Source organism: Mycobacterium riyadhense (assembly GCF_963853645.1).
Taxonomy (GTDB): domain Bacteria; phylum Actinomycetota; class Actinomycetes; order Mycobacteriales; family Mycobacteriaceae; genus Mycobacterium; species Mycobacterium riyadhense.
Genome location: NZ_OY970456.1, coordinates 4,867,420 through 4,887,511, shown reverse-complemented (window position 1 = coordinate 4,887,511; position 20,092 = coordinate 4,867,420). Strand labels below are relative to the sequence as shown.

Below are 20,092 nucleotides of genomic sequence, written 5' to 3'. Positions count from 1 at the left end.
CGGCCGAACACTGCGATGCAGTCGCGTATCGGGGAGCCAGGAAACGGCTAGCGGCCCTGGTGGTGTGGCTGCGGCGGCGCAACGAACGCCTGCACGCCCTCGGCGGCGTCCGCGCCGGCGAACAACCTGGCCCCGGCGGGGCGCATGCGCTCGATCGCGGGCCCCGCCTCACCATGCTCGCGCCCGCGTCGATATCACGTGTTTTCGCCGCGAAAGTTCGAATACCACCGGCTTTTCCTTGTTGTGGTGAAAACGGGGACAGGGTGGGGGAGCGGGCAATACGCTCTTATTGTTTACGCGCGTCGATATATGTGTTGAGCGTGTGTCGACACCGCGGATGGTGGCGTGGCGATGTGTGTGTCGCCGTGAGATGGCAGGAGTCCTTGATGTCGTATGTGGTGATTGCTCCGGATGTGCTGGCGATGGCTGCCCGGGAGGTGGCGGGTGTGGGTGCGGCGGTGAGTGCGGCCAATGTGGCGGCGGCGTCGTCGACCACGGCGGTGGTGGCCGCTGGCGGTGATGAGGTGTCGGCGGCGATTGCGGCGTTGTTTGGTGCCTATGGCGTGGAGTATCAGGCGTTGAGTGTGCAGGTGGCGGGGTTTCATGAGCGGTTTGTGCAGGCGTTGGGTGCGGGGGCGGGTGCGTATGGGTCGGCGGAGGCGTCTAATGCGGCGCAGGTGGTGTTGGGGTTGGTGAATGCGCCGAGTCAGGGGTTGTTTGGGCGTCCGTTGATTGGTGATGGGGCGAATGCGAGCAGTCCGGGTGGGGCGGGTGGGGATGGTGGGTGGTTGTGGGGCAGTGGTGGGGCGGGGGCGGCGGGGGCTGCGGGGCAGGCTGGTGGGGCTGGTGGTTCGGCGGGGTTGTGGGGTAATGGCGGGACCGGGGGTGCTGGTGGTGCTGGGGGTGCGATGGGTGGGGCTGGTGGTGGCGGGGGCTGGTTGTTCGGTCGGGGCGGTGTCGGCGGTGTCGGGGGTGTCGGGGGTGGCACGGGTGGGGCTGGCGGTAACGGTGGCTGGATCTGGGGTGGCGGCGGTGACGGCGGCGCCGGCGGGGCCGGTGGCGGCATCGGGGGGGCGGGTGGGCGTGCGGAGTTGTTGTTCGGCGCGGGCGGTAGTGGGGGTGCCGGTGGGGCCGGGATCCCGGGCACGCTGGTGATCCCGGGTGGTGAGGGTGGCGCGGGTGGTGTTGGTGGTGCCGGCGGCTTGTTGGCTGGTGGCGGTGCCGGCGGTATCGGTGGCGCGGGTGGTGCCGGTGCGGCTGCTGTGGCGCCGGGCGGGGTCGGTGGTGTGGGCGGGTCCGGCGGTGACGGCGGGGCCGGCGGATCCGGCGCCCTGCTGTTAGGTGCTGGTGGTTCCGGTGGTCTGGGTGGGGCCGGTGGGGCCGGCGGCACCGGCGGGACCGGGGTGAGCGGGGATCTGGCCGGTTTGGGTGGTATCGGCGGCACCGGCGGTGCTGGAGGTGCCGGTGGAAACGCCGGCCACGGTGGGGCCGGTGGGGCACGGGGATTGTTGAGTTTTGATGGTGCGGCGGGGGCGGCGGGTGCGGGCGGGACCGGCGGACAAGGTGGGGATGGCGGGGTCGGCAGCCACGGCCTCGACGCCCAGGCCAACACCGGCGAGGTGGGTGGTGCCGGCTTCGCCGGTGGTGCCGGTGGGGTCGGCGGTGTGGGCGGTAGCAGTTTTGCCGGCGGGGTCGGGGGTAGCGGCGGCCTGGGCGGTGCGGGCGGCGCCGGTGGTGTCGGCGGGGCCGGTGGTTCGGGCACCCTGGCGGGTTCGGTCGGCGGCCACGGCGGCACCGGCGGCCAAGGCGGGTTGGCCGGCGCTGGCGGCGCGGCCGGCACCGGCGGAAGTGGCGGTGTGATGGGCAAGGCCGGCGCCGGAGGAACTGGCGGGCAGGGCGGCGCGGGCGGGGCCGGCAGCCAGGGAGTCGACGCGGTCGTGGGCAGTGGTGATCAAGGCGGCACCGGTTTCGCCGGGGGGGCTGGCGGCGACGGCGGTGCGGGCGGTGACGCCGGCCCCGACGGCATCAACGGTTCCGGTGGGCTCGGCGGCGCGGGCGGCGCCGGTGGTGTGGGTGGTGCTGGGGCGTCCAGTGACACCGGACCCGCCGGGGCCGGTGGTAGCGGTGGCACCGGTGGGCACGCTGGGGCCGGCGGTAAGGCCGGTACCGGCGGGGCCGGCGGCAGCCTCGGTAGCGCCGGGGTCGGCGGCACCGGTGGTACCGGCGGTGCCGGCGGCGCTGGGGATGGGGGTCTTGATGCCGGCCTGGGTAGCGCCGCGCAGGGCGGCACCGGCGACACCGGCGGTACCGGCGGGGCCGGCGGACAAGGTGGTGGCACCTACGCCGGCGGGATCAACGGCGATGGCGGGTCCGGCGGCCGCGGGGGTGTCGGCGGACAGGGCGGCACCGGTGGGTCGGGCACGGTCGCGGGTTCGGCTGGCGGTGTCGGTGGTATCGGTGGTACGGGCGGGACGGCCGGGGCCGGTGGGGCGGCGGGTAGCGGCGGTGTCGGGGGGATCAGCGGTGTGGCTGGTAGCGGTGGTGCTGGAGGGCAGGGCGGCCAGGGCGGGGCCGGCAGCGCCGGGGTTGACGCGGCCGCGGCCACCGGTGCTCAGGGCGGCGCCGGGTATGCCGGTGGGCAGGGCGGTACCGGCGGCCGAGGTGGGGATGCCGCCCCGGGCGGGGTTAACGGCGACGGCGGTCGGGGTGGGGTTGGTGGTTTCGGCGGCGACGGCGGCACTGGCGGTTCGGGCACCCTGGCCGGCTCGGTCGGTGGGACCGGCGGACACGGCGGCCAAGGTGGTGCGGCGGGCATCGGCGGGGCGGCCGGCGCCGGCGGCAGTGGTGGCAGTGACGGCGGTGTCGGTTGGGGTGGCATCGGTGGTAGCGGTGGCACCGGCGGCGTGGGTAGCGCTGGCGTGGATGGGTTCGCCCACAGTGCCGCCCAAGGCGGTACCGGCTACGCCGGCGGTGCGGGCGGGCAGGGCGGGCAGGGCGGCGACAGCGCACCCGGCGGCTTCAACGGCGCCGGCGGCGCCGGCGGCGTGGGTGGTCAGGGTGGCCACGGCGGTGCCGGTGGCTCAGGCACGCTGGCCGGCTCGGCCGGGGGCACCGGCGGTATCGGTGGTGCCGGCGGGAACTCCGGTGCCGGCGGCGCGGCGGGGACCGGCGGCCAGGGCGGTATCAGCGGGGATTCCGGGGCGGGCGGCACCGGCGGCACCGGCGGGCTCGGCGGGACCGGCAGCGCCGGCATGGACGCTTCGGCGGGCAGCGGCGCTACGGGCGGCACCGGATTCGCCGGCGGCGCGGGCGGACCCGGCGGGCAAGGAGGCTTCGACGTCGGCGGCAACAACGCCGGCGACGGCGGCGCGGGTGGGCGTGGCGGTGCCGGCGGCCTCGGTGGCCACGGTGGCTCCGGGGTGGCTGGCGATGCCACCGCGGCGGGCGCCACCGGCGGGGCCGGTGGGCAGGGTGGACAGGGCGGACAAGCCGGCCAGGGCGGTGCCTCCGGCGGTTTGGGCGGTGTCACCGGCGCCACCGGCCAAGGCGGTGACGGTGGACTCGGCGGCACCGGCGGCACCGGCGGCAACGGCGGCACCGGCACCACCGGCACCTTCGGCACCGGCGGAACCGGCGGCGCCGGTACCGCCGGCGGGGCTGGCGGCCAAGGCGGTCAAGGCGGCGCCGCGGGCGGGGCCGGCGGCAACGCCGGCAACGGCGGCCAAGGCGGCAACGGCGGGGACGGCGGCACTGGTGGCCTGGGTGCTGCCGGTGAGGGCATCCACCCCAACGCGGGCGCCGGAGGCACTGGCGGGGCTGCCGGCGACGGGGGCGTTGGCGGCGCGGCCGGCGGGACAGGCGGCAACGGCGGCAACGGCGGTAACAGCGGCGTCGGCGGCAAAGGCGGCCAAGGCGGTCTCGGCTTATCCGCCCCTGCCAACCTCCCCAGCTCCTGGGGCGGCGCCGGCGGCGCCGGCGGTATCGGCGGTAGCGGCGGCAACGGCGGGCAAGGCGGCGCCGCCGGCGCCGGCGGCGCCGCCGGCCACCTCGGCACCGCCGGTAACGGCGGCCAAGGCGGCCAAGGCGGCAACGGCGGCAACGGCGCCAACGGTGCAAACCCCGTTCACAATGTGGACGGCACCGCAGCTAGCGGCACCCCCGGCGCGGACGGGGTCAGCAAGGGCGGCAACGGGGGGCCCGGTGTGAACGGCATTTTGCCCGGGACAACCGGCGGCACTGGCGGCCACGGCGGCACCGCAGCACTACCACCTGGGTCCTCAGGCACCATGATTGGTGGCAATGGCGGCCAAGGCGGAACCGGCGGCAACGGCGCCGATGGCGGCCTCGGCGGAACCGGCGGTGGCATTCAGAGTGCAGGAGGCGGTGACTTCGCCAACGGCCATGGGGGTACTGGCGGCGACGGCGGCACCGGGGGCTCCGGCGGGAATGGCGGCAACGGCGGCAACGGCGGCAGCATTCAAGACACGTCGTTTACCCAGGGCGACGGCGGCGCGGGCGGTAACGGCGGTGCTGCCGGTGCCGGCGGCGTCGGCGGCAACGGCGGCACCGGGGGGGTCGGCAACAGCCACTTGGGTAGTCGCGGCGGCCACGGCGGCAACGGAGGGGCCGGCGGTAGCGCCACGGCGGACTTCGGCCCCGGCGGGGGCGGCGGCAACGGCGGGGGCGGTGGAGCGGGCGGGGCCGCGGGCACGATCGGTGACTTGACCGGCGTCACCGGCGGGGCCGGCGGCATCGGTGGCGTCGGCGGCAACGGCGGCAACGGCGCCGACGGCGGCGCCGGCGGCAACGGCGGCAACGGCGGCTTCGGCACCTCCACGGATCCGATCTTCCCGAACCACAGCGGCAACGGCGGCAATGGCGGCAACGGCGGCTATGGCGCCGCCGGCGGTGCAGCCGGCAACGGCGGTAACGGCGGCCATGGCGGAGCTGGCCCCACCACGGGCGTTGGCGGAGCCGGAGGTGCCGCCGGAATCGCCGGGGCCGGCGGCACCGGCGGTGCAGGCGGTGCCGCCGGAGCTGCGGGCGCCACCTCCGGCACGGCCCTCCCCGGTGCCCCCGGGGCCGCCGGCGCCCAAGGCGCCCACGGCGCTCAAGGCGCAGCCGGCAAAGCAGGCGCGCACGGGTAACCACAAGCCCGGCGTTCGGGATTCCTGCCAGGAGGGCTTACCGATCAAGGGCGACACTGCCGCTGCGGGTGTGCCCGGTAGGCGCATCAGACCCACGGGATGCACCAAACAAATCTCGGTGTCCTACGAGACACGCCTACGACAGTCGGCGCAGCTGGAAGTTTGTGACGCATCTGATGATGATCTGCGCTGTGATGTGTGAAATGTCGTTGGTGGGGCCAATTTTCGCTTCTTGCACCGCAACCAACGGATCCAGTCTTCTCACGCGAACCGGAAAACCCTTGAGCCGCGACGCGATCGAGCGCAGACCCATCGGATGCGTTGCGGGCCTTTCTCGAATGTCGATCGGCATAATCCGAACGTCGGCAAAAGTTTCATTTCCGGCCCAACATGCTCGCCCAGGTGCCCAAGGGGTCTGCGGAGATGGTCGCCGCTGCGGTCCGCACCATCTTCGCCCAACCCGACGCGATCGCCGATGCTCATCTAAAAGCCGAGACGCGGTGGCGGTCGGGTATACGTCCCCGTCGTTGACATTCGTCAAACACGCGTCAACTGCGATGTAATCAACTCAGAGTAGCGATGGTGTGGGTGTCGCCCTGGGATGGCGGAGTCCTTGATGTCGTATGTGTCGATCGCCTCGGATGTGGTGGGTCTGGTGACGCCGGTCCCACTGGTTTCGCCGGCGGGGGCGGCGGAAAGGGCGGCAACACCGGCACTACCGGCGCAGCCGGCACGGACTAATCAAGCGCTAGTGGCTGCGCGAGGATAATACGAATAGACGCCGTTCCCCGGGACCTAATCGCGACTCGTTGACAATGGCCCCTTGGTCCTCGACAATTGCGTATTATGAAGCCTCCAGTATTGGCGACCGACCGCTTAGTCTTACATTGCGTGACGTCGGCCGACGAGGATGCCATCGTTCAAGCCTGTAACGATCCACTGATAGTGGATTATTTGCCGTTCCCAGTGCCATATACTCACGAAGATGCTCGCAAATTTATTGCCGACTCAGCCGTCGGCTGGGCCGAAGACACCACTTACGGCTTCGGATTTTATGACACCGCAACGGATCAGCTTGCCGGCACCTGTGCGCTAATGAAAACCCATCTGCGCGGAGTCGTAGAACTCGGCTATTGGACTGCGCCGGATTGTCGCAATGGCGGATTCACCATCGAAGCAGCGCGAAGATTGTGCCAATGGGGATTTGATCAACTAGCCATACACCGAATCGAGGGCTGGGTAATTGTGGGAAATGAGAGGTCGAACGCCGTGGCACTCAAAATAGGTTTCGAGAGAGAAGGAATGTTACGTCAGCGGGCATATCGAAAAGGCCAACCACGCGACTGGTGGGTATATGGGTTATTGTCCCGCCCTTCATAATCCTGTCAAGATCAACGACTTGACCTCGACCGCTACGAACACCGACATCGCCGAAGCGCCCTGCAGCGGCCGACACGAGCGGCGCCCCGCCACGTCGCGGCACCACACCACGGCGGCGAGCTGCATCTGGGTCAGCGAGCTCCACTCCCGGCCCCGCCAAACAAATCCCGCACATAGGGCATCGGCCTTCCACCCGCGGTTTGTCGTTGGCTTGCCGGCCCGGGCGCGATCAACCAACGTGCCGTAATGGCAACATAATTCGGCGCAGGAACGGTTGATCTTCGGGTCATACAGGTCCGGGCGCTCCACCCGGTGCCCAGGTTATCCGGCACCAACCGCTTCGGGACACCGCCGAAGAACCGAAACGCCCCGACATGGCATTGCGTCCAGGCTCGCTGATCCAAACTCAGCACCGGGCGCACAAACATCAACCGCGACAACGCCAGCACCATCACGAACGCCCAAACCCGGCGCCTGGGCCCACCCATCGGTCCATGACCCCAGATATCCGTAGTCGATCTGGGCTTCCTCACCCGTCGGCGGATCCTCGCGCAACACTGTCACCCGCTGCCGCATGCTCTCTTCAGGCAGGATGGCGTCCATATAGCGCTTCAGCGACGAGACCGAGGCGGTCAGGCTGTGCTCGTCACGCAGCCCGCTGCCAGATCGTCCGCCGATTCACCAAAGCCCGGGGCATCGCCACGATGAAATCGCGGTGCTGGTCGATCTCCGGCCACGTGGTTTGCCGCAGCTGGTGTCGGCCATGTGGGGCAGCTTTGGCGGCATCCAATAGCGCGACACGGGCCAAGCCGACGCCGCGATCGGGCACCACGGGTCACGCCCTTAGGCACCGTCACCGCAGCCGCGAGCATCGGAGCCGGTCAACGAGTCGGTCACTGTTTTGACTAACGCAGTGGCACGAGAAAGCGCCAACCTAAGGCCAGCTAGCCAACGCGCTAAGGTAATCGTCAATGACGCTCAGATACGTTGCGCCGGCACTGACACTGGCACTAGCACTGGCTTCGGCATCCACGGTTGTCACCGCGCCCGCGGCTAGTGCCGACCGAGCGCAACCAGTCCCGCTTTTTGGCTCATACGACACCGTCTTGGACCACGCGAAGCAGACCTTCAACGGTCAGCCGCGTGGTTCGGAACCATCGACACAAGCGGCCAGCTTCTCTACGACGTGTGATGCGTCGGGCTGTACTGCGCACTGGCTGCTAGTGAACAAGTTGGAGGAAAACCCAAACGCGCCTTCCCTTTTCGACTATCACTGGGCTGTCGACCGGTGGGTATCGAGCTCGGAGTATCCATTCCATTGTGATGGCGGCGGCACGGTGACGGCGACCCGATCAGACTTCCTGATTCCCAACGGCGACGGCAGTTTCCACGGAGAGCGGACTTTCACGGTAGGCGCACCCGGATGCCCCGGAGATGGTCCAGGCATGTACTGGTTGCCGTTCACGCTCACGCCCACTTAGCCCGATCGCCCACTCCGGCGGCACGGCGGGTGGGGGATACCCGCCGCGCTGGATTCACGGGAGCCACCTGATGCCGTATTCGAGCTCGTCGCCGGCGTCGTCGTCGGAGCTGGGATCGTGTGGAACGTTCTCCTCCGGGGCCAGCATCTCCTGAACGGCTTTCATCGAACCCCAGTGGCCACGGTTTCCGCCGCTGTCGCTGCAGCGATGGTGTCGTCGTTATGCTCCAATCTCGAGCAGCCGACGGTGTCGAGGAAATCGTAGGGTTCGCTTCGGCGTTCATAGTGGGCGGCAACGCTTCGGATCACGGGCCTCAAAGGCAGCAAAACGAATTGCACAGGCGATAACGTCGTTGGTTTACTGGCTGGGCTGTCGACGGTATTTGCCCCCACCCCCCCAAGTATGCGGCAACGGGCCAGCGGCGATGTGACGGGAGATGACCATGAAGCTCTGCTTCGTCGGAGGACTGGCTGCCATGCTGATGGCCGGAGAGCTGATCGCCTCAGCGCCGCCGGCCGGCGCCGGCTGCCAGTATGGAGGACTCGTAGTCAGCAGGTGCGACGGACCCGTCCAGCCTGACGGTACCTGGCAACGTTGTGTGGTATTTGGCTGGACGAGTAGCGGCTCCAGCTACCGAGGGCCCGACACGCGCTGCGACTTGATGGGTCCTGATCAGCATCCTTGGGGTTTCGCCTTCGCTGACCCACCGACGCACATCGACGACTGAGGCGTGAAAGTTTCGTGAAGGAAAGGACCCGGAGCCAGGTACTCGATGGGCCTTTTGAGGTGTCCTCGCGCTTTGAGTTCTTTGGCTGATTGACTCAGCGCGACGAGCATGAGGTTTTCGTAGGATGCGTAAGGCAGGAACGCTTTGACGGCGCTGAGCCGCAACGTGACCGTCCAGGCGTGTCGCGGCGCTCATCGGTCATCCAGGTCAGCCATCCTTTCAGGGGCCACATATCGGTTGTTGGGGTCCTGCACATATCCCATGAGCAGATCATTTGACAGCGGATACCTATTCCGGACTGCCTGTGGTGTCGGACAGGCGAGTTGTGGGCACCCTGCCCACTCAGCACCGGCTCTACTTCGGAATCCACGGCGCCGAGGGAGACAGTCTTGCCTGGCGATCTCAACCTGCAAGGGGTCAAGCCGGATCACCTTCTGCGACGACTTCGCCTACAAGCGAACGCAATTCGGCCACGGCCTGCTCCTGCACGGTCTCCGGCGACAGCTTGCGGGTCGGCTTCTTGCGCCGGGCGGCGGCAAGGTCCACGACCTCAGCACTGACATCACCGGGACCGGCATCGCTGCCGCTGCCGCCGTCCTCGGGTGAGGCGTCGGCCGTCGCCTTCGGTGCGTAGGTCTTACGCGTGGTGTCCTTCTCGGTGTTCATCGGCGGCAACTCGACTAGATCGGCAACGGCCGCGTCGTGATCGTTGTACAGCTCGGTCAGGGCGAACGGATAGGGCTGCGGCGGTACATCCGGTCATAGCTGACTAGCCTAGTGAGTTACTTTGCGGCAACAACAAATCCGCGGATGATCGCCTCGATGTCGTTACTTTGGGTGACGGCCTCGTCGGCCAGGCTGGTGATCGTCAGCTGAACCAGGTAACGCTGAGTGGCCGGGGGTGCGCCAGTGGCGATGACGACCCGGCTGTAGCTATGCATCCGTGCGCCTTTGAGGTCATAGCTGCCCTGGATCATCGATGAGGGAAAGCCGTTGAAGTTTGCCGTCGAGGCGTCCAGCTGCTTGAAGCCCTCGGGGAGATCGGCGTTGGCGTGCGTAATCGCTTCGGCGGGATTGAAATCCCCGCGCAACTTGAACACCACCAGCAGAGCTGCCGGATACTTGTCACCCTTGGCGATCATCACCGCATTCGGCGCGGCCTTCGGATCGCCGTGCGGCGCCCAGCCCGGCGGTGTCGGGATGGACACGGTCAAATCGGTCAAAGCGTTGGGCGCCACCGGCTCGCCGGTGACACCGTTGCTCTCCAGGTACTTCGACAGCGGGACGGGCTTGCCTGTCGTCGTCGGCGCGGCGCTCGTTGTCGAACTTGTCGCCCAGATCGACTGGTAGTCAGGGGTTTTCGGTGCGCAACCGGTCACTGAAACCGTCAGGGCGGCAGCCGCGACCGCGATGCCGAAGGGTCTCACAGAATCTCGCGGACCGCATCAATAGGCCGCGCCAGCCTGGTCCCCTTCGGAGTGACAACAAACGGCCGCTCGATCAGGATCGGGTGTTGGGCCATGGCGTCGAGCAGTTCGTCATCCGTGGCGTCGGCCAAATCGAGTTCGGCATACAGTGGTTCGCGCTTGCGCACCGCGGTACGCACGTCAATGCCGGCGTCGTGGATCATGCGCACCAGCTGGTCCCGGGTTGGCGGGGTTTTCAGATACTGAACGATCGTTGGTTCGAAACCGCTGTCTCGCAACAGGTCCAGCGTCTTACGAGAGGTGCTGCATTTGGGATTGTGGTAGATGACGGTGTCGGCCATCTATGCGTCTCCGTCGAATAGTCCTGTGACCGAGCCGTTTTCGAAGACCGCGCGAATGGTGCTGGCCAGCAGTGGCGCGATGGACAGAACGGTGAGCTGAGGGAAACGCTTCTCTTCGCCAATCGGGAGCGTGTTCGTGACGATCACCTCGCGGGCACCGCAGCCGGCCAGCCGCTCCGCGGCCGGCTCGGACAGCACGCCGTGGGTAGCCGCGATGATCACGTCGGAAGCGCCGTCGTCACGCAGTAGCTGTACCGCGCCGGCGATGGTGCCACCGGTGTCGATCATGTCGTCGATCAGCACGCAGGTGCGCCCGGCGACTTCGCCGACCACTCGGTTGGACACCACCTGGTTGGGCACGCGCGGGTCGCGCGTCTTGTGGATGAAGGCCAGCGGAACGCCGCCCAAAGCGTCGGCCCACTTCTCGGCGATGCGGACCCGGCCGGAGTCGGGGGAGACCACGACCATGTTGCCGTCGGGGTAGTTGTCCTTGATGTAGCCGGTCAACAGGTTCTGTCCGCGCATGTGGTCGACGGGACCGTCGAAGAACCCCTGGATCTGGTCGGTGTGCAGGTCGACGGTGACGATCCGGTCCGCGCCCGCGGTCTTGAGCAGGTCGGCCACCAGTCTCGCCGAGATCGGTTCGCGGCCGCGGTGCTTCTTGTCCTGCCGAGCATAGGGATAGAACGGCATGACGGCGGTGATCCGCTTGGCGCTGCCGCGCTTCAGCGCGTCGATCATGATCAGCTGTTCCATCAGCCAGGTATTCACCGGCGCCGGGCAGGATTGCAGGACGAACGCGTCGCAGCCGCGCACTGATTCGTGGAAGCGCACGAAGATCTCGCCGTTGGCGAACTCCCGCGCGTCCTGTGTGGTGACGTGGACGTCGAGTTCTTTGGCTACCTGTTCGGCCAGCTCGGGGTGGGCGCGGCCGCTGAACAGCATCAGATTTTTTCGATTATCGGTCCAGTCGTGGCTCAACGCGCTGCCCTCGTCGTTCAGGGATCGAATTAGGGACTGAATTGGGAAAAGCAGGTCTCATCGTAGCCGGGTTACCGGAATGCGAAATCACGGTGTCTGTTCTGGTTCGGGTGTCTGCGTCGCTCGTCTGGCGGCTTCAGCCGCCGCGGTGCCGGCCCGTTTACGCTGTACCCAGTCTTCGATGTTGCGTTGCGGACCAGCAGACACCGCCAGCGCTCCGGGCGGGACATCCTCGCGCACCACCGTGCCGGCTCCGGTGTAGGCGCCGTCGCCGACGGTCACCGGTGCGACGAACATGGTGTCTGAGCCGGTGCGTACGTGCGAGCCGATGGTGGTGCGCCGCTTGTTCTCCCCGTCGTAGTTGACGAATACGCTGGATGCGCCGATATTGCTGTGTTCGCCGATATCGGCGTCGCCGACGTAGGTCAGATGCGGCACCTTGGTCCCCGCGCCGATGGTGGAGTTTTTGGTCTCGACGAACGTGCCGAGCTTGCCGTCGGCTCCGAGCACGGTTCCGGGACGCAGGTAGGTGAAGGGGCCGACGGTGGCTCCGGCGCCGATCGACGACGATGCGCCGTGGGTGCGGACCACAGAGGCGTTGTCGGCGACGGTGACATCGCTCAGGGTGGTGTCCGGGCCGACGACACAGTGACCGCCGATCTGGGTACGGCCGAGCAGCTGGGTTCCCGGGTGGATGACGGTGTCACGGCCAATCGTGACGTCAACGTCGATCCAGGTGGTCGCGGGATCGATGATCGTGACACCGGCTAGCTGGTGGGCGGCCACAATTCGGCGGTTGAGTTCGGCGCCCAGCTCGGCCAGCTGGACGCGGTTGTTGACGCCGGCCACCAGAGCGCTGTCGCCGACGTGGCGAGCGTGGACCGTCTGGCCGTCGCGGCGCAGGATCGAAATGACGTCGGTGAGATAGAGCTCTTGCTGCGCGTTGTCGGAGGTCAGCCGGCCTAGCGCCGAGCGCAGTGCACCGATGTCGAAGGCATAAACGCCGGCGTTGACCTCGCGGATCTCGCGCTGCGAAGGCGTCGCATCGGTCTGCTCTACGATCGCCATCACTTCGTTGTCCTGGGTGCGCAGGATGCGGCCGTAACCGTGCGGATCGCTCAGTGTCGTCGTCAGCACGGTTACCGCGGCGGACACCGCACTGTGGGTGGCGATCAGGTCGGCCAGCGTGTCGGCGTCCAGCAGCGGGGTGTCGCCCGAGGCGACGACGACGGTGCCCGCGTAGTCGTCGGGCAGGGCGGACAGCCCACACAACACCGCGTGCCCGGTGCCCAGCGGCTGGTCCTGCATTGCGACATCGATGGTGCGTCCAAGTGACTCGGCCAGTTCGGCCACCAGCGGGGCAATGCGCTGGTGATCGTGGCCGAGTACCACGATGAGATGCTGCGGTGCGAGTTTGGTCATCGCATGCAGTGAGTGCGACAGCATGCTGCGCCCGCCGAGGGTGTGCAGCACTTTCGGGGTGTCTGACCGCATCCGGGTGCCGGGTCCAGCCGCTAGAACCAGGACCGCAGTGTCACCACGAGACGTCATAGCTCTCCTCATTCTCGGCTCGCGAGCGTGCGTGTCTGACCGTCGACACGTCGTCAAGCGTGTCATTTCACGCACCCTCGCGGCAAAGAGCGAAGCTCCGTCGCCAGGACTCGAACCTGAACTATCTGAACCAAAATCAGAGGTGCTGCCGATTACACCACGACGGATTGCTCACTAGCGGCGGCCCCGCGCCACCCTGTGACTCTAGTCGACGTATTGAGTGTGACGCGCGAGCCGATACCCTGATCAGCATGGCAGCCCCGGACAAAGAAGTGCGCGCACCGCGCGCCAGGATGACCGGTAGCGAACGCCGCCACCAGCTGATTGGCATCGCGCGCTCGCTGTTTGCCGAACGCGGATACGACGGAACCTCGATCGAAGAGATCGCACAGCGCGCCAATGTGTCCAAGCCGGTCGTCTACGAGCATTTCGGCGGTAAGGAGGGCCTGTACGCCGTGGTGGTCGACCGGGAGATGTCGGCGCTGCTGGACGGCATCACGTCGTCGCTGACCAACAACCGGTCCCGGGTGCGCGTCGAGCGTGTTGCGCTGGCGTTGCTGACCTACGTCGAAGAACGCACCGACGGCTTTCGCATCATGATCCGCGACTCACCGGCGTCGATCAGCTCGGGGACCTATTCCAGCTTGCTCAACGACGCCGTTAGCCAGGTCGCTTCCATCCTCGCGGGCGACTTCGCCCGGCGCGGTCTGGATCCGGAGCTGGCCCCGCTGTACGCCCAGGCTCTGGTGGGCTCGGTGTCGATGACCGCGCAGTGGTGGCTCGACGCACGAGAGCCCAAGAAGGAAGTGGTCGCCGCGCACCTGGTCAATCTGGTCTGGAACGGCCTCACGCACCTGGAAGCCGATCCCCAGTTGCAGGAGCCGGCTTAACCGCAATCCCGCACCAGCAGGTCGGCAATCGTTTCGCGGCGGACCAGCTCGCGAATACGGCCATGCTTGACCGCGACCAGCGGTGGCCGGCCGACCATGGTGTAGTTCGACGCCATGCTGTGGTGGTAGGAGCCGGTGCAGGCCACCGCCAGGAGGTCGCCGGGACGGATGTCGGCGGGTAGCTCGACGTCGCGGGCGATCTCGTCGCCGGCCTCACAATGCCGGCCCGCGACAGTGACCGGGCGCTTCACCCCGAGCGCATGCCGGTTGGCCAGCGCGACCGTGTACTGCGCGCCGTACCGAGCCACTCGCGGGTTATCGCTCATTCCGCCGTCTACCGCGACGAAGGTACGGCCATTGGGCCGCGTCTTGACCGAACAGACGCGGTACAGCGTGACGCCGGCCCGCGCGCTGATCCCGCGACCGGGTTCGACCACGACGGCAGGCCGCGGGAAGTGTTCGGCGGCGCAGGCCTCGTCGAGCGCGTCCTCGATGACGTCGGCCAATTCGGTGAGGTTGAGTTCGGCATCGCCGCGGATATACGGGACGCCGTGTCCACCGCCGATGTTGAGTTCGGTGAGGATGACGCCGTGGTGCGAACGGATGTCGGCCATGGCCGCGATCATGCGGTGAATGGCTTCGCCGTAGCGGGTCGCGTCGGTGACCTGCGAACCGATATGGCAGTGCAGCCCGATCAAATCCAGGTTGGGGTGGAGCGCAACGTGCTTCACCGTGTCGACGACTTGGTCATCGGGGGTCACCCGCAGCAGTACCCGCTGCCGCCGGCGTGCCAGGCCAGCGAGGTAGGCAACCTCGATGTCGGAATCCACCACTATGCGCCCCACCCCGACGGCGACTGCGTCGCGGAGATCGTCGGGCGACTTCGCGTTGCCGTGCATGATGATGCGGGCCGGGTCGACGCCACCGGCCAGCGCGATGGTCAGCTCGCCGGGTGAGCAGACGTCGACGCCGAGGCCCTCGTCGCGCGCCCACCGCGCCACAGCAGTGGTCAGCAGCGACTTCCCGGCGTAGACGACCTCCACGTCGCGCAACGCCTTGCGATATCGGCGTGCGCGGCGTCGGAAGTCGGATTCGTCGATGACATAGGCGGGGGTGCCGAACTCGTCGGCGATATCGGTGAGCGGCACGTCGCCGATGCAGAGCCGTCCGTGCTCATCGGAAGAAGTAGTCAGCGGCCAGGTCGCGGGGTCGAACCGCTGTGGGGCGGCCTTGCTAAGGGAAGGCAGCATGGCCAGTAACGTCATGCTTCCAACCTGCGCCCAGCTTGGGTCGGTTGCCGATTTCCTTACGATCCGTTGACGCCACTGCGCTCAATATTGACGAACTCTTGCACCATAGAATGGCGGCATCATGACCGCACCGGGGCCTGCTTGCCCAGATACCCCGATCGCGGGGCTCGTCGAATTGGCGTTGACCGCGCCGACATTCGCCCAACTCATCGAGCGCGCCTCCGGTCGGCCCGACGACTTGAGGCTCGTCGGCCCCGCCAGCTCGCGGCTGTTCGTTGCCAGTGCGCTGGCTCAGCAGGGCCCGTTACTGGTGGTCACGCCGACTGGTCGCGAAGCGGACGACCTGACGGCTGAGCTGCGGGGTGTCTTCGGTGACGCGGTGGCGATGTTCCCGTCCTGGGAGACCTTGCCGCACGAACGGCTCTCGCCCGGTGTTGACACCGTCGGTAGCCGTCTCATGGTGCTGCGCCGGCTGGCCCATCCTGACGATGGGAGGCTGGGCCCGCCGTTGCGGGTAGTGGTGACCGCGGTGCGCTCACTGTTGCAACCGATGACGCCACAGCTGGGATTGGTGGAACCGCTGACGCTCGCCGTTGGCGACGAAACGCCCTTCGAGGATTTGGTAACCCGGCTGGTCGAGCTGGCGTACACCCGGGTGGACATGGTCGGCCGGCGCGGCGAATTCGCGGTCCGGGGCGGGATTCTGGATATCTTCGCCCCGACCGCCGAGCATCCGGTGCGGGTCGAGTTCTGGGGTGACGAGATCAGCGAGATCCGGATGTTCTCGGTCGCCGATCAGCGCTCCATCACCGAGATCGACGTCGACACGCTGGTCGCGGTCGCCTGCCGCGAGCTGCTGCTGACCGACGACGTGCGGAGGCGGGCCAGCGCGCTGGCCGCGCAGCATCCCGCCGCCGCGAACGCTGTCACCGGAACGGTCACCGACATGCTCGCCAAGCTGGCCGAGGGCATCCCGGTCGACGGCATGGAGGCGCTGCTCTCGGTGCTGCATCCCCCGGAAAGAGGGGCTCCCGCACTGCTCACCGACCAGCTGGCCGACGGCGCACCGGTATTGGTGTGTGACCCGGAAAAGGTACGCACTCGGGCCGCAGATCTGATCAAGACCGGCCGCGAGTTTCTCGAGGCGTCCTGGTCGGTGGCTGCACTCGGAACGGACGCCCCCCTTGACGTCGCGCAGCTCGGCGGATCCGGATTCGCCGAGCTCGACGAGGTTCAGGCCGCGGCCGGCCGGGCCGGTCATCCCTGGTGGACGTTGAGCCAGCTGGCCGACGAGTCGGCGCTCGAACTCGACGTCCGGGCTGCGCCGTCAGCCCGCGGACACCAACGTGACATCGACGGCATCTTTGCCATGCTGCGCGCCCATGTCGCGACCGGCGGCTACGCGGTGATGGTTGCACCCGGGACCGGGACTGCGCATCGCGTGGTCGAGCGACTGGCCGAATCCGAGATTCCGGCCGCCATGCTGGAACCCGGGGCCGCACCCAAATCTGGCCTGGTGGGAGTGCTCAAGGGGCCGCTGCACGACGGCGTGATCGTTCCCGGCGCCAACCTGGTCGCCATCACCGAAACCGACCTGACCGGGAGCCGAGCCACCGCGGTCGAAGGCAAGCGACTGGCCGCCAAGCGGCGCAACACCGTCGACCCGCTGGCACTCACCGCGGGCGACCTGGTGGTGCACGATCAGCACGGCATCGGTCGGTTCGTCGAGATGGTCGAACGCACCGTCGGCGGCGCGCGCCGCGAGTACCTGGTGCTGGAATATGCCTCGGCGAAACGGGGTGGTGGTTCCGACAAGCTGTATGTCCCGATGGATTCGCTGGATCAGCTGTCGCGGTATGTCGGCGGGCAATCGCCAGCGCTGAGCCGGCTCGGCGGCAGCGACTGGGCCAACACGAAAAGCCGCGCGCGCAGTGCGGTCAGAGAGATCGCCGGCGAGCTGGTGTCGCTGTACGCCAAGCGGCAGGCCAGCGCCGGCCACGCGTTCGGACCGGACACCCCGTGGCAGGCCGAGATGGAGGACGCGTTCGCCTTCACCGAGACCGTCGACCAGCTCACGGCGATCACCGAGGTCAAGGCCGACATGGAAAAGCCGGTGCCGATGGACCGGGTGATTTGTGGCGACGTCGGCTACGGCAAGACCGAGATCGCCGTGCGGGCGGCCTTCAAGGCGGTTCAGGACGGCAAACAGGTCGCCGTGCTGGTGCCCACCACGCTGTTGGCCGACCAGCACCTGCAGACCTTCAGCGAGCGGATGGCCGGCTTCCCGGTGGTCGTCAAGGGATTGTCCCGGTTTACCGACGCCGCCGAGTCCCGCGCGGTCATCGATGGGCTCGCCGAGGGCTCGGTGGACGTCGTGATCGGGACGCACCGGCTGCTGCAGACCGGAGTGCGCTGGAAGGATCTGGGTCTGGTCGTCGTCGACGAGGAGCAGCGATTCGGCGTCGAACACAAGGAGCACATCAAGTCGCTACGCACTCACGTCGACGTCCTGACCATGAGCGCCACCCCGATCCCGCGCACTTTGGAAATGAGCCTGGCCGGCATCCGCGAGATGTCAACGATCCTGACCCCACCCGAAGAGCGCTACCCGGTGCTTACCTACGTCGGCCCGCACGACGACAAGCAGGTCGCGGCGGCGTTGCGGCGCGAGCTATTGCGCGAGGGGCAGGCCTTCTACGTGCATAACCGGGTCAGCTCCATCGACCGGGCCGCCGCCCGAGTGCGTGGCCTGGTGCCCGAGGCGCGGGTGGTCGTCGCCCACGGGCAGATGCCCGAGGACCTGCTGGAGCGCACCGTGCAGGGATTCTGGAACCGCGAGTACGACATCCTCGTCTGCACGACGATCGTGGAAACCGGCCTGGACATTTCCAACGCCAACACTCTCATCGTCGAGCGCGCCGATACCTTCGGCCTGTCGCAGCTGCACCAGCTGCGCGGCCGGGTGGGCCGCAGCCGCGAACGCGGCTACGCCTACTTCCTGTACCCACCGCACGCGCCGCTGACCGAGACGGCCTACGACCGGTTGGCGACCATCGCGCAAAACAACGAGCTGGGCGCCGGCATGGCGGTGGCGCTGAAGGACCTGGAGATCCGCGGCGCCGGCAACGTGCTCGGGGTTGAGCAGTCCGGGCACGTCGCCGGCGTCGGGTTCGACCTGTACGTGCGGTTGGTGGGCGAGGCGGTGGAGGCCTATCGCGCCGCCGCGGACGGCAAGATGGTGACCACCGCCGAGGAGCCCAAGGACGTGCGGATCGATCTGCCCGTTGACGCACACCTGCCACCGGACTACATCGCCAGCGATCGGCTCCGGCTGGAGGGGTACCGGCGGCTGGCCGCGGCCGGTTCGGATACTGAGGTCGCGGCCGTTGTGGAAGAGCTGACCGACCGCTACGGGGCGCTGCCAGAACCGGCCCGACGGCTGGTCGCGGTGGCGCGGCTACGGCTGCTGTGCCGCGGCTCCGGCATCACCGAAGTGGCGGCGTCGTCAGCGGCGACGGTGCGGCTGTCGCCGCTGACGTTGCCCGATTCCGCCCAGGTGCGCCTGGCGCGGATGTATCCGGGAGCCAGGTACCGGGCGACGACCAACACGGTCCAGGTACCCATTCCGCGAGCCGGCGGGATCGGTGCGCCGCGGATCCGTGACGTCGAGTTGGTCCAGCTGGTGGCCGACTTGGTGACGGCACTGGCAGGGAAACCGCAGCAAGAAGTTGGTATAACGAGTGAACCTATGCCGTCGAGTAAGGAGCGACAAGTGTGATTACTGTCGTCCTGGTCGACCCCCGCCGCCCGTCGCTGATTCCTGTCGACGCCATCGAGTTGCTCGGCGGTCAGGTGCAATACACCGAAGAGATGCCGGTCGCGGTCCCCTGGTCACTGCCCGACGCCCATCCCGTGCATGCCGGCGACGATGCCCCGGTATTGCTGTCATCTGACCCCAACCACCCCGCCGTGGTCGCTCGATTGGCCGCCGGAGCCCGGTTGATCTCGGCGCCTGATCGACAGCGTGGCGAGCGACTGGTCGACGCCGTCGCGATGATGGACAAACTCCGCGCCAACGGACCGTGGGAGAGTGAACAGACGCACGACTCGTTGCGTCGCTACCTGCTCGAGGAAACCTACGAGCTGTTGGATGCCGTGCACAGCGGCAATGTTGACCAGCTGCGGGAAGAACTCGGCGATGTGTTGCTGCAGGTGCTCTTCCATGCGCGCATTGCCGAGGATGCTGCACTGCTGCCGTTCACCATCGATGATGTTGCCGACACGCTGATCCGAAAGCTCGGCAATCGGGTGCCGGGAGTGCTTGCGGGCGAATCGATCTCGCTAGAAGACCAGTTGGCTCAGTGGGAGGAAGCCAAGGCGTCGGAAAAGTCGCGGAAGTCACGTAACTCGGTGCTGGACGACGTTCCGACCGGGCAGCCGGCATTGGCATTGGCGCAGAAGGTTATTCAGCGTGTCCAGAAGGCCGGGCTGCCCGCCGATCTGATCCCCGACGAGATCACTTCGATCTCGGTGTCTGCTGATGTTGATGCGGAAAACAATTTGCGCGCCGCAGTTTTGGATTTTGTGAACAGCGTCCGCAGTGCCGAGAGAGCGATTGCCGCCGCGCGCCGCGGCGACACCGTTGCGGAGGAACTCGATGTAACTCCGTTGGGCGTCATTACCGACGAGGAGTGGCTCGTCCACTGGCCGTCCGGTGCGGATCCGGCGCCCGACGAATCCGACGAACCGGGCGACGCCGTTGAGGTCACCAAAGGGTCGCGTGGCGGCTCCAAGAAACGCAAGGGCCGGCGCTAGAATCGCTACGCCGTCATGTTTGCGACGACTCAGAGACTTTCCACAGCAAGCGATCATTAAAAAGTTTGCGACATCTGCTTTTGCCGGCCGCAGCTAACCAAA

At 67.7% G+C, this 20,092-nt stretch carries 17 protein-coding genes and 1 tRNA gene; 9 read left to right on the top strand and 9 right to left on the bottom strand.

The annotated features are described in order from the left end of the window. The first annotated feature begins 386 nt into the window (after positions 1 to 386). A complete protein-coding gene (locus AADZ78_RS21590) occupies positions 387 to 5,147 on the top strand; it encodes a PE family protein (protein ID WP_204903343.1) in 4,761 nt (1,586 codons plus the stop codon). A gap of 136 nt (positions 5,148 to 5,283) precedes the next feature. Here the strand turns inward: AADZ78_RS21590 and AADZ78_RS21585 are convergent, their stop codons facing one another. Then, on the bottom strand, positions 5,284 to 5,499 hold the full coding sequence (locus AADZ78_RS21585; protein WP_139828758.1) for a hypothetical protein: 216 nt from the start codon (positions 5,497 to 5,499) through the stop codon (positions 5,284 to 5,286). Between the two features lie 50 nt (positions 5,500 to 5,549). Between AADZ78_RS21585 and AADZ78_RS29235 the strand changes: the two genes are divergently transcribed. The 3 genes from AADZ78_RS29235 (at position 5,550) to AADZ78_RS21570 (ending at position 6,527) form a co-directional block, all read left to right on the top strand. Further along, on the top strand, positions 5,550 to 5,678 hold the full coding sequence (locus AADZ78_RS29235; protein WP_372510536.1) for a hypothetical protein: 129 nt from the start codon (positions 5,550 to 5,552) through the stop codon (positions 5,676 to 5,678). Positions 5,679 to 5,735: 57 nt separating this feature from the next. Further along, positions 5,736 to 5,888 (top strand): hypothetical protein, encoded by a 153-nt coding sequence (locus tag AADZ78_RS21575; RefSeq protein ID WP_204806093.1) that lies wholly within the window; start codon positions 5,736 to 5,738, stop codon positions 5,886 to 5,888. A 105-nt stretch (positions 5,889 to 5,993) separates the two neighbouring features. Beyond that, entirely contained in the window at positions 5,994 to 6,527 is a 534-nt protein-coding gene (locus tag AADZ78_RS21570; RefSeq protein WP_085250932.1) for a GNAT family N-acetyltransferase, read from the top strand. On the opposite strand, the gene AADZ78_RS21565 is transcribed toward AADZ78_RS21570, so the two are convergent. Next, positions 6,522 to 6,836, bottom strand: a complete 315-nt coding sequence (locus tag AADZ78_RS21565; protein ID WP_239656696.1) for a hypothetical protein — start codon at positions 6,834 to 6,836, stop codon at positions 6,522 to 6,524. The two genes, AADZ78_RS21570 and AADZ78_RS21565, sit on opposite strands and share 6 nt — an antisense overlap. 662 nt (positions 6,837 to 7,498) lie before the next feature. Here AADZ78_RS21565 and AADZ78_RS21560 point away from each other — a divergent pair. Both AADZ78_RS21560 and AADZ78_RS21550 read left to right on the top strand, forming a co-directional pair. Next, a complete protein-coding gene (locus tag AADZ78_RS21560) occupies positions 7,499 to 8,008 on the top strand; it encodes a hypothetical protein (protein ID WP_139828759.1) in 510 nt (169 codons plus the stop codon). A gap of 442 nt (positions 8,009 to 8,450) precedes the next feature. Continuing rightward, the gene (locus AADZ78_RS21550; protein WP_085250949.1) at positions 8,451 to 8,735 is read left to right on the top strand and encodes a CDGP domain-containing protein; all 285 of its coding nucleotides are present in this window, start codon (positions 8,451 to 8,453) and stop codon (positions 8,733 to 8,735) included. 417 nt (positions 8,736 to 9,152) lie between these two features. Here the strand turns inward: AADZ78_RS21550 and AADZ78_RS21545 are convergent, their stop codons facing one another. The 6 genes from AADZ78_RS21545 to AADZ78_RS21520 form a co-directional block, all read right to left on the bottom strand. Further along, complete coding sequence (locus AADZ78_RS21545; RefSeq protein ID WP_085250935.1) at positions 9,153 to 9,401, bottom strand: hypothetical protein; 249 nt, start codon at positions 9,399 to 9,401, stop codon at positions 9,153 to 9,155. 116 nt (positions 9,402 to 9,517) lie between these two features. After that, positions 9,518 to 10,162 carry an LpqN/LpqT family lipoprotein gene (locus AADZ78_RS21540; protein ID WP_085250936.1) on the bottom strand — a complete coding sequence of 215 codons (645 nt, stop codon included), beginning with the start codon at positions 10,160 to 10,162 and terminating at the stop codon, positions 9,518 to 9,520. Then, positions 10,159 to 10,503, bottom strand: a complete 345-nt coding sequence (arsC, locus tag AADZ78_RS21535; protein WP_085250937.1) for an arsenate reductase (glutaredoxin) — start codon at positions 10,501 to 10,503, stop codon at positions 10,159 to 10,161. Before arsC ends, AADZ78_RS21540 begins: the two co-directional genes overlap by 4 nt. Then, positions 10,504 to 11,484 (bottom strand): ribose-phosphate diphosphokinase, encoded by a 981-nt coding sequence (locus AADZ78_RS21530; RefSeq protein ID WP_085250938.1) that lies wholly within the window; start codon positions 11,482 to 11,484, stop codon positions 10,504 to 10,506. A gap of 87 nt (positions 11,485 to 11,571) precedes the next feature. Continuing rightward, positions 11,572 to 13,035, bottom strand: a complete 1,464-nt coding sequence (glmU, locus tag AADZ78_RS21525) for a bifunctional UDP-N-acetylglucosamine diphosphorylase/glucosamine-1-phosphate N-acetyltransferase GlmU (protein ID WP_085250939.1) — start codon at positions 13,033 to 13,035, stop codon at positions 11,572 to 11,574. 95 nt (positions 13,036 to 13,130) lie between these two features. Next, a tRNA-Gln gene (locus AADZ78_RS21520) sits at positions 13,131 to 13,202 on the bottom strand. A 126-nt stretch (positions 13,203 to 13,328) separates the two neighbouring features. Between AADZ78_RS21520 and AADZ78_RS21515 the strand changes: the two genes are divergently transcribed. Beyond that, entirely contained in the window at positions 13,329 to 13,925 is a 597-nt protein-coding gene (locus tag AADZ78_RS21515) for a TetR/AcrR family transcriptional regulator (protein WP_139828760.1), read from the top strand. Here AADZ78_RS21515 and AADZ78_RS21510 read toward each other — a convergent pair. Next, positions 13,922 to 15,190 carry a diaminopimelate decarboxylase family protein gene (locus AADZ78_RS21510; RefSeq protein WP_085250941.1) on the bottom strand — a complete coding sequence of 423 codons (1,269 nt, stop codon included), beginning with the start codon at positions 15,188 to 15,190 and terminating at the stop codon, positions 13,922 to 13,924. The two genes, AADZ78_RS21515 and AADZ78_RS21510, sit on opposite strands and share 4 nt — an antisense overlap. A 106-nt stretch (positions 15,191 to 15,296) precedes the next feature. Here AADZ78_RS21510 and mfd point away from each other — a divergent pair, with 106 nt between their 5' ends. Beyond that, complete coding sequence (gene mfd, locus AADZ78_RS21505; RefSeq protein ID WP_085250942.1) at positions 15,297 to 18,953, top strand: transcription-repair coupling factor; 3,657 nt, start codon at positions 15,297 to 15,299, stop codon at positions 18,951 to 18,953. Beyond that, positions 18,953 to 19,990: a nucleoside triphosphate pyrophosphohydrolase gene (locus AADZ78_RS21500; protein WP_085250950.1), complete on the top strand. Its 1,038-nt coding sequence runs from the start codon at positions 18,953 to 18,955 to the stop codon at positions 19,988 to 19,990. Before mfd ends, AADZ78_RS21500 begins: the two co-directional genes overlap by 1 nt. Positions 19,991 to 20,092 lie beyond the last annotated feature (102 nt).

Excerpts from the sequence above, each read along its gene's own strand:
- AADZ78_RS21590 (WP_204903343.1), top strand. The coding sequence starts at position 387 with ATGTCGTATGTGGTGATTGCTCCGGATGTGCTGGCGATGGCTGCCCGG.
- AADZ78_RS21585 (WP_139828758.1), bottom strand. The coding sequence starts at position 5,499 with ATGCCGATCGACATTCGAGAAAGGCCCGCAACGCATCCGATGGGTCTG.
- AADZ78_RS21570 (WP_085250932.1), top strand. The coding sequence starts at position 5,994 with ATGAAGCCTCCAGTATTGGCGACCGACCGCTTAGTCTTACATTGCGTG.
- AADZ78_RS21560 (WP_139828759.1), top strand. The coding sequence starts at position 7,499 with ATGACGCTCAGATACGTTGCGCCGGCACTGACACTGGCACTAGCACTG.
- AADZ78_RS21550 (WP_085250949.1), top strand. The coding sequence starts at position 8,451 with ATGAAGCTCTGCTTCGTCGGAGGACTGGCTGCCATGCTGATGGCCGGA.
- AADZ78_RS21545 (WP_085250935.1), bottom strand. The coding sequence starts at position 9,401 with ATGAACACCGAGAAGGACACCACGCGTAAGACCTACGCACCGAAGGCG.
- arsC (WP_085250937.1), bottom strand. The coding sequence starts at position 10,503 with ATGGCCGACACCGTCATCTACCACAATCCCAAATGCAGCACCTCTCGT.
- glmU (WP_085250939.1), bottom strand. The coding sequence starts at position 13,035 with ATGACGTCTCGTGGTGACACTGCGGTCCTGGTTCTAGCGGCTGGACCC.
- AADZ78_RS21515 (WP_139828760.1), top strand. The coding sequence starts at position 13,329 with ATGACCGGTAGCGAACGCCGCCACCAGCTGATTGGCATCGCGCGCTCG.
- AADZ78_RS21510 (WP_085250941.1), bottom strand. The coding sequence starts at position 15,190 with ATGACGTTACTGGCCATGCTGCCTTCCCTTAGCAAGGCCGCCCCACAG.
- mfd (WP_085250942.1), top strand. The coding sequence starts at position 15,297 with ATGACCGCACCGGGGCCTGCTTGCCCAGATACCCCGATCGCGGGGCTC.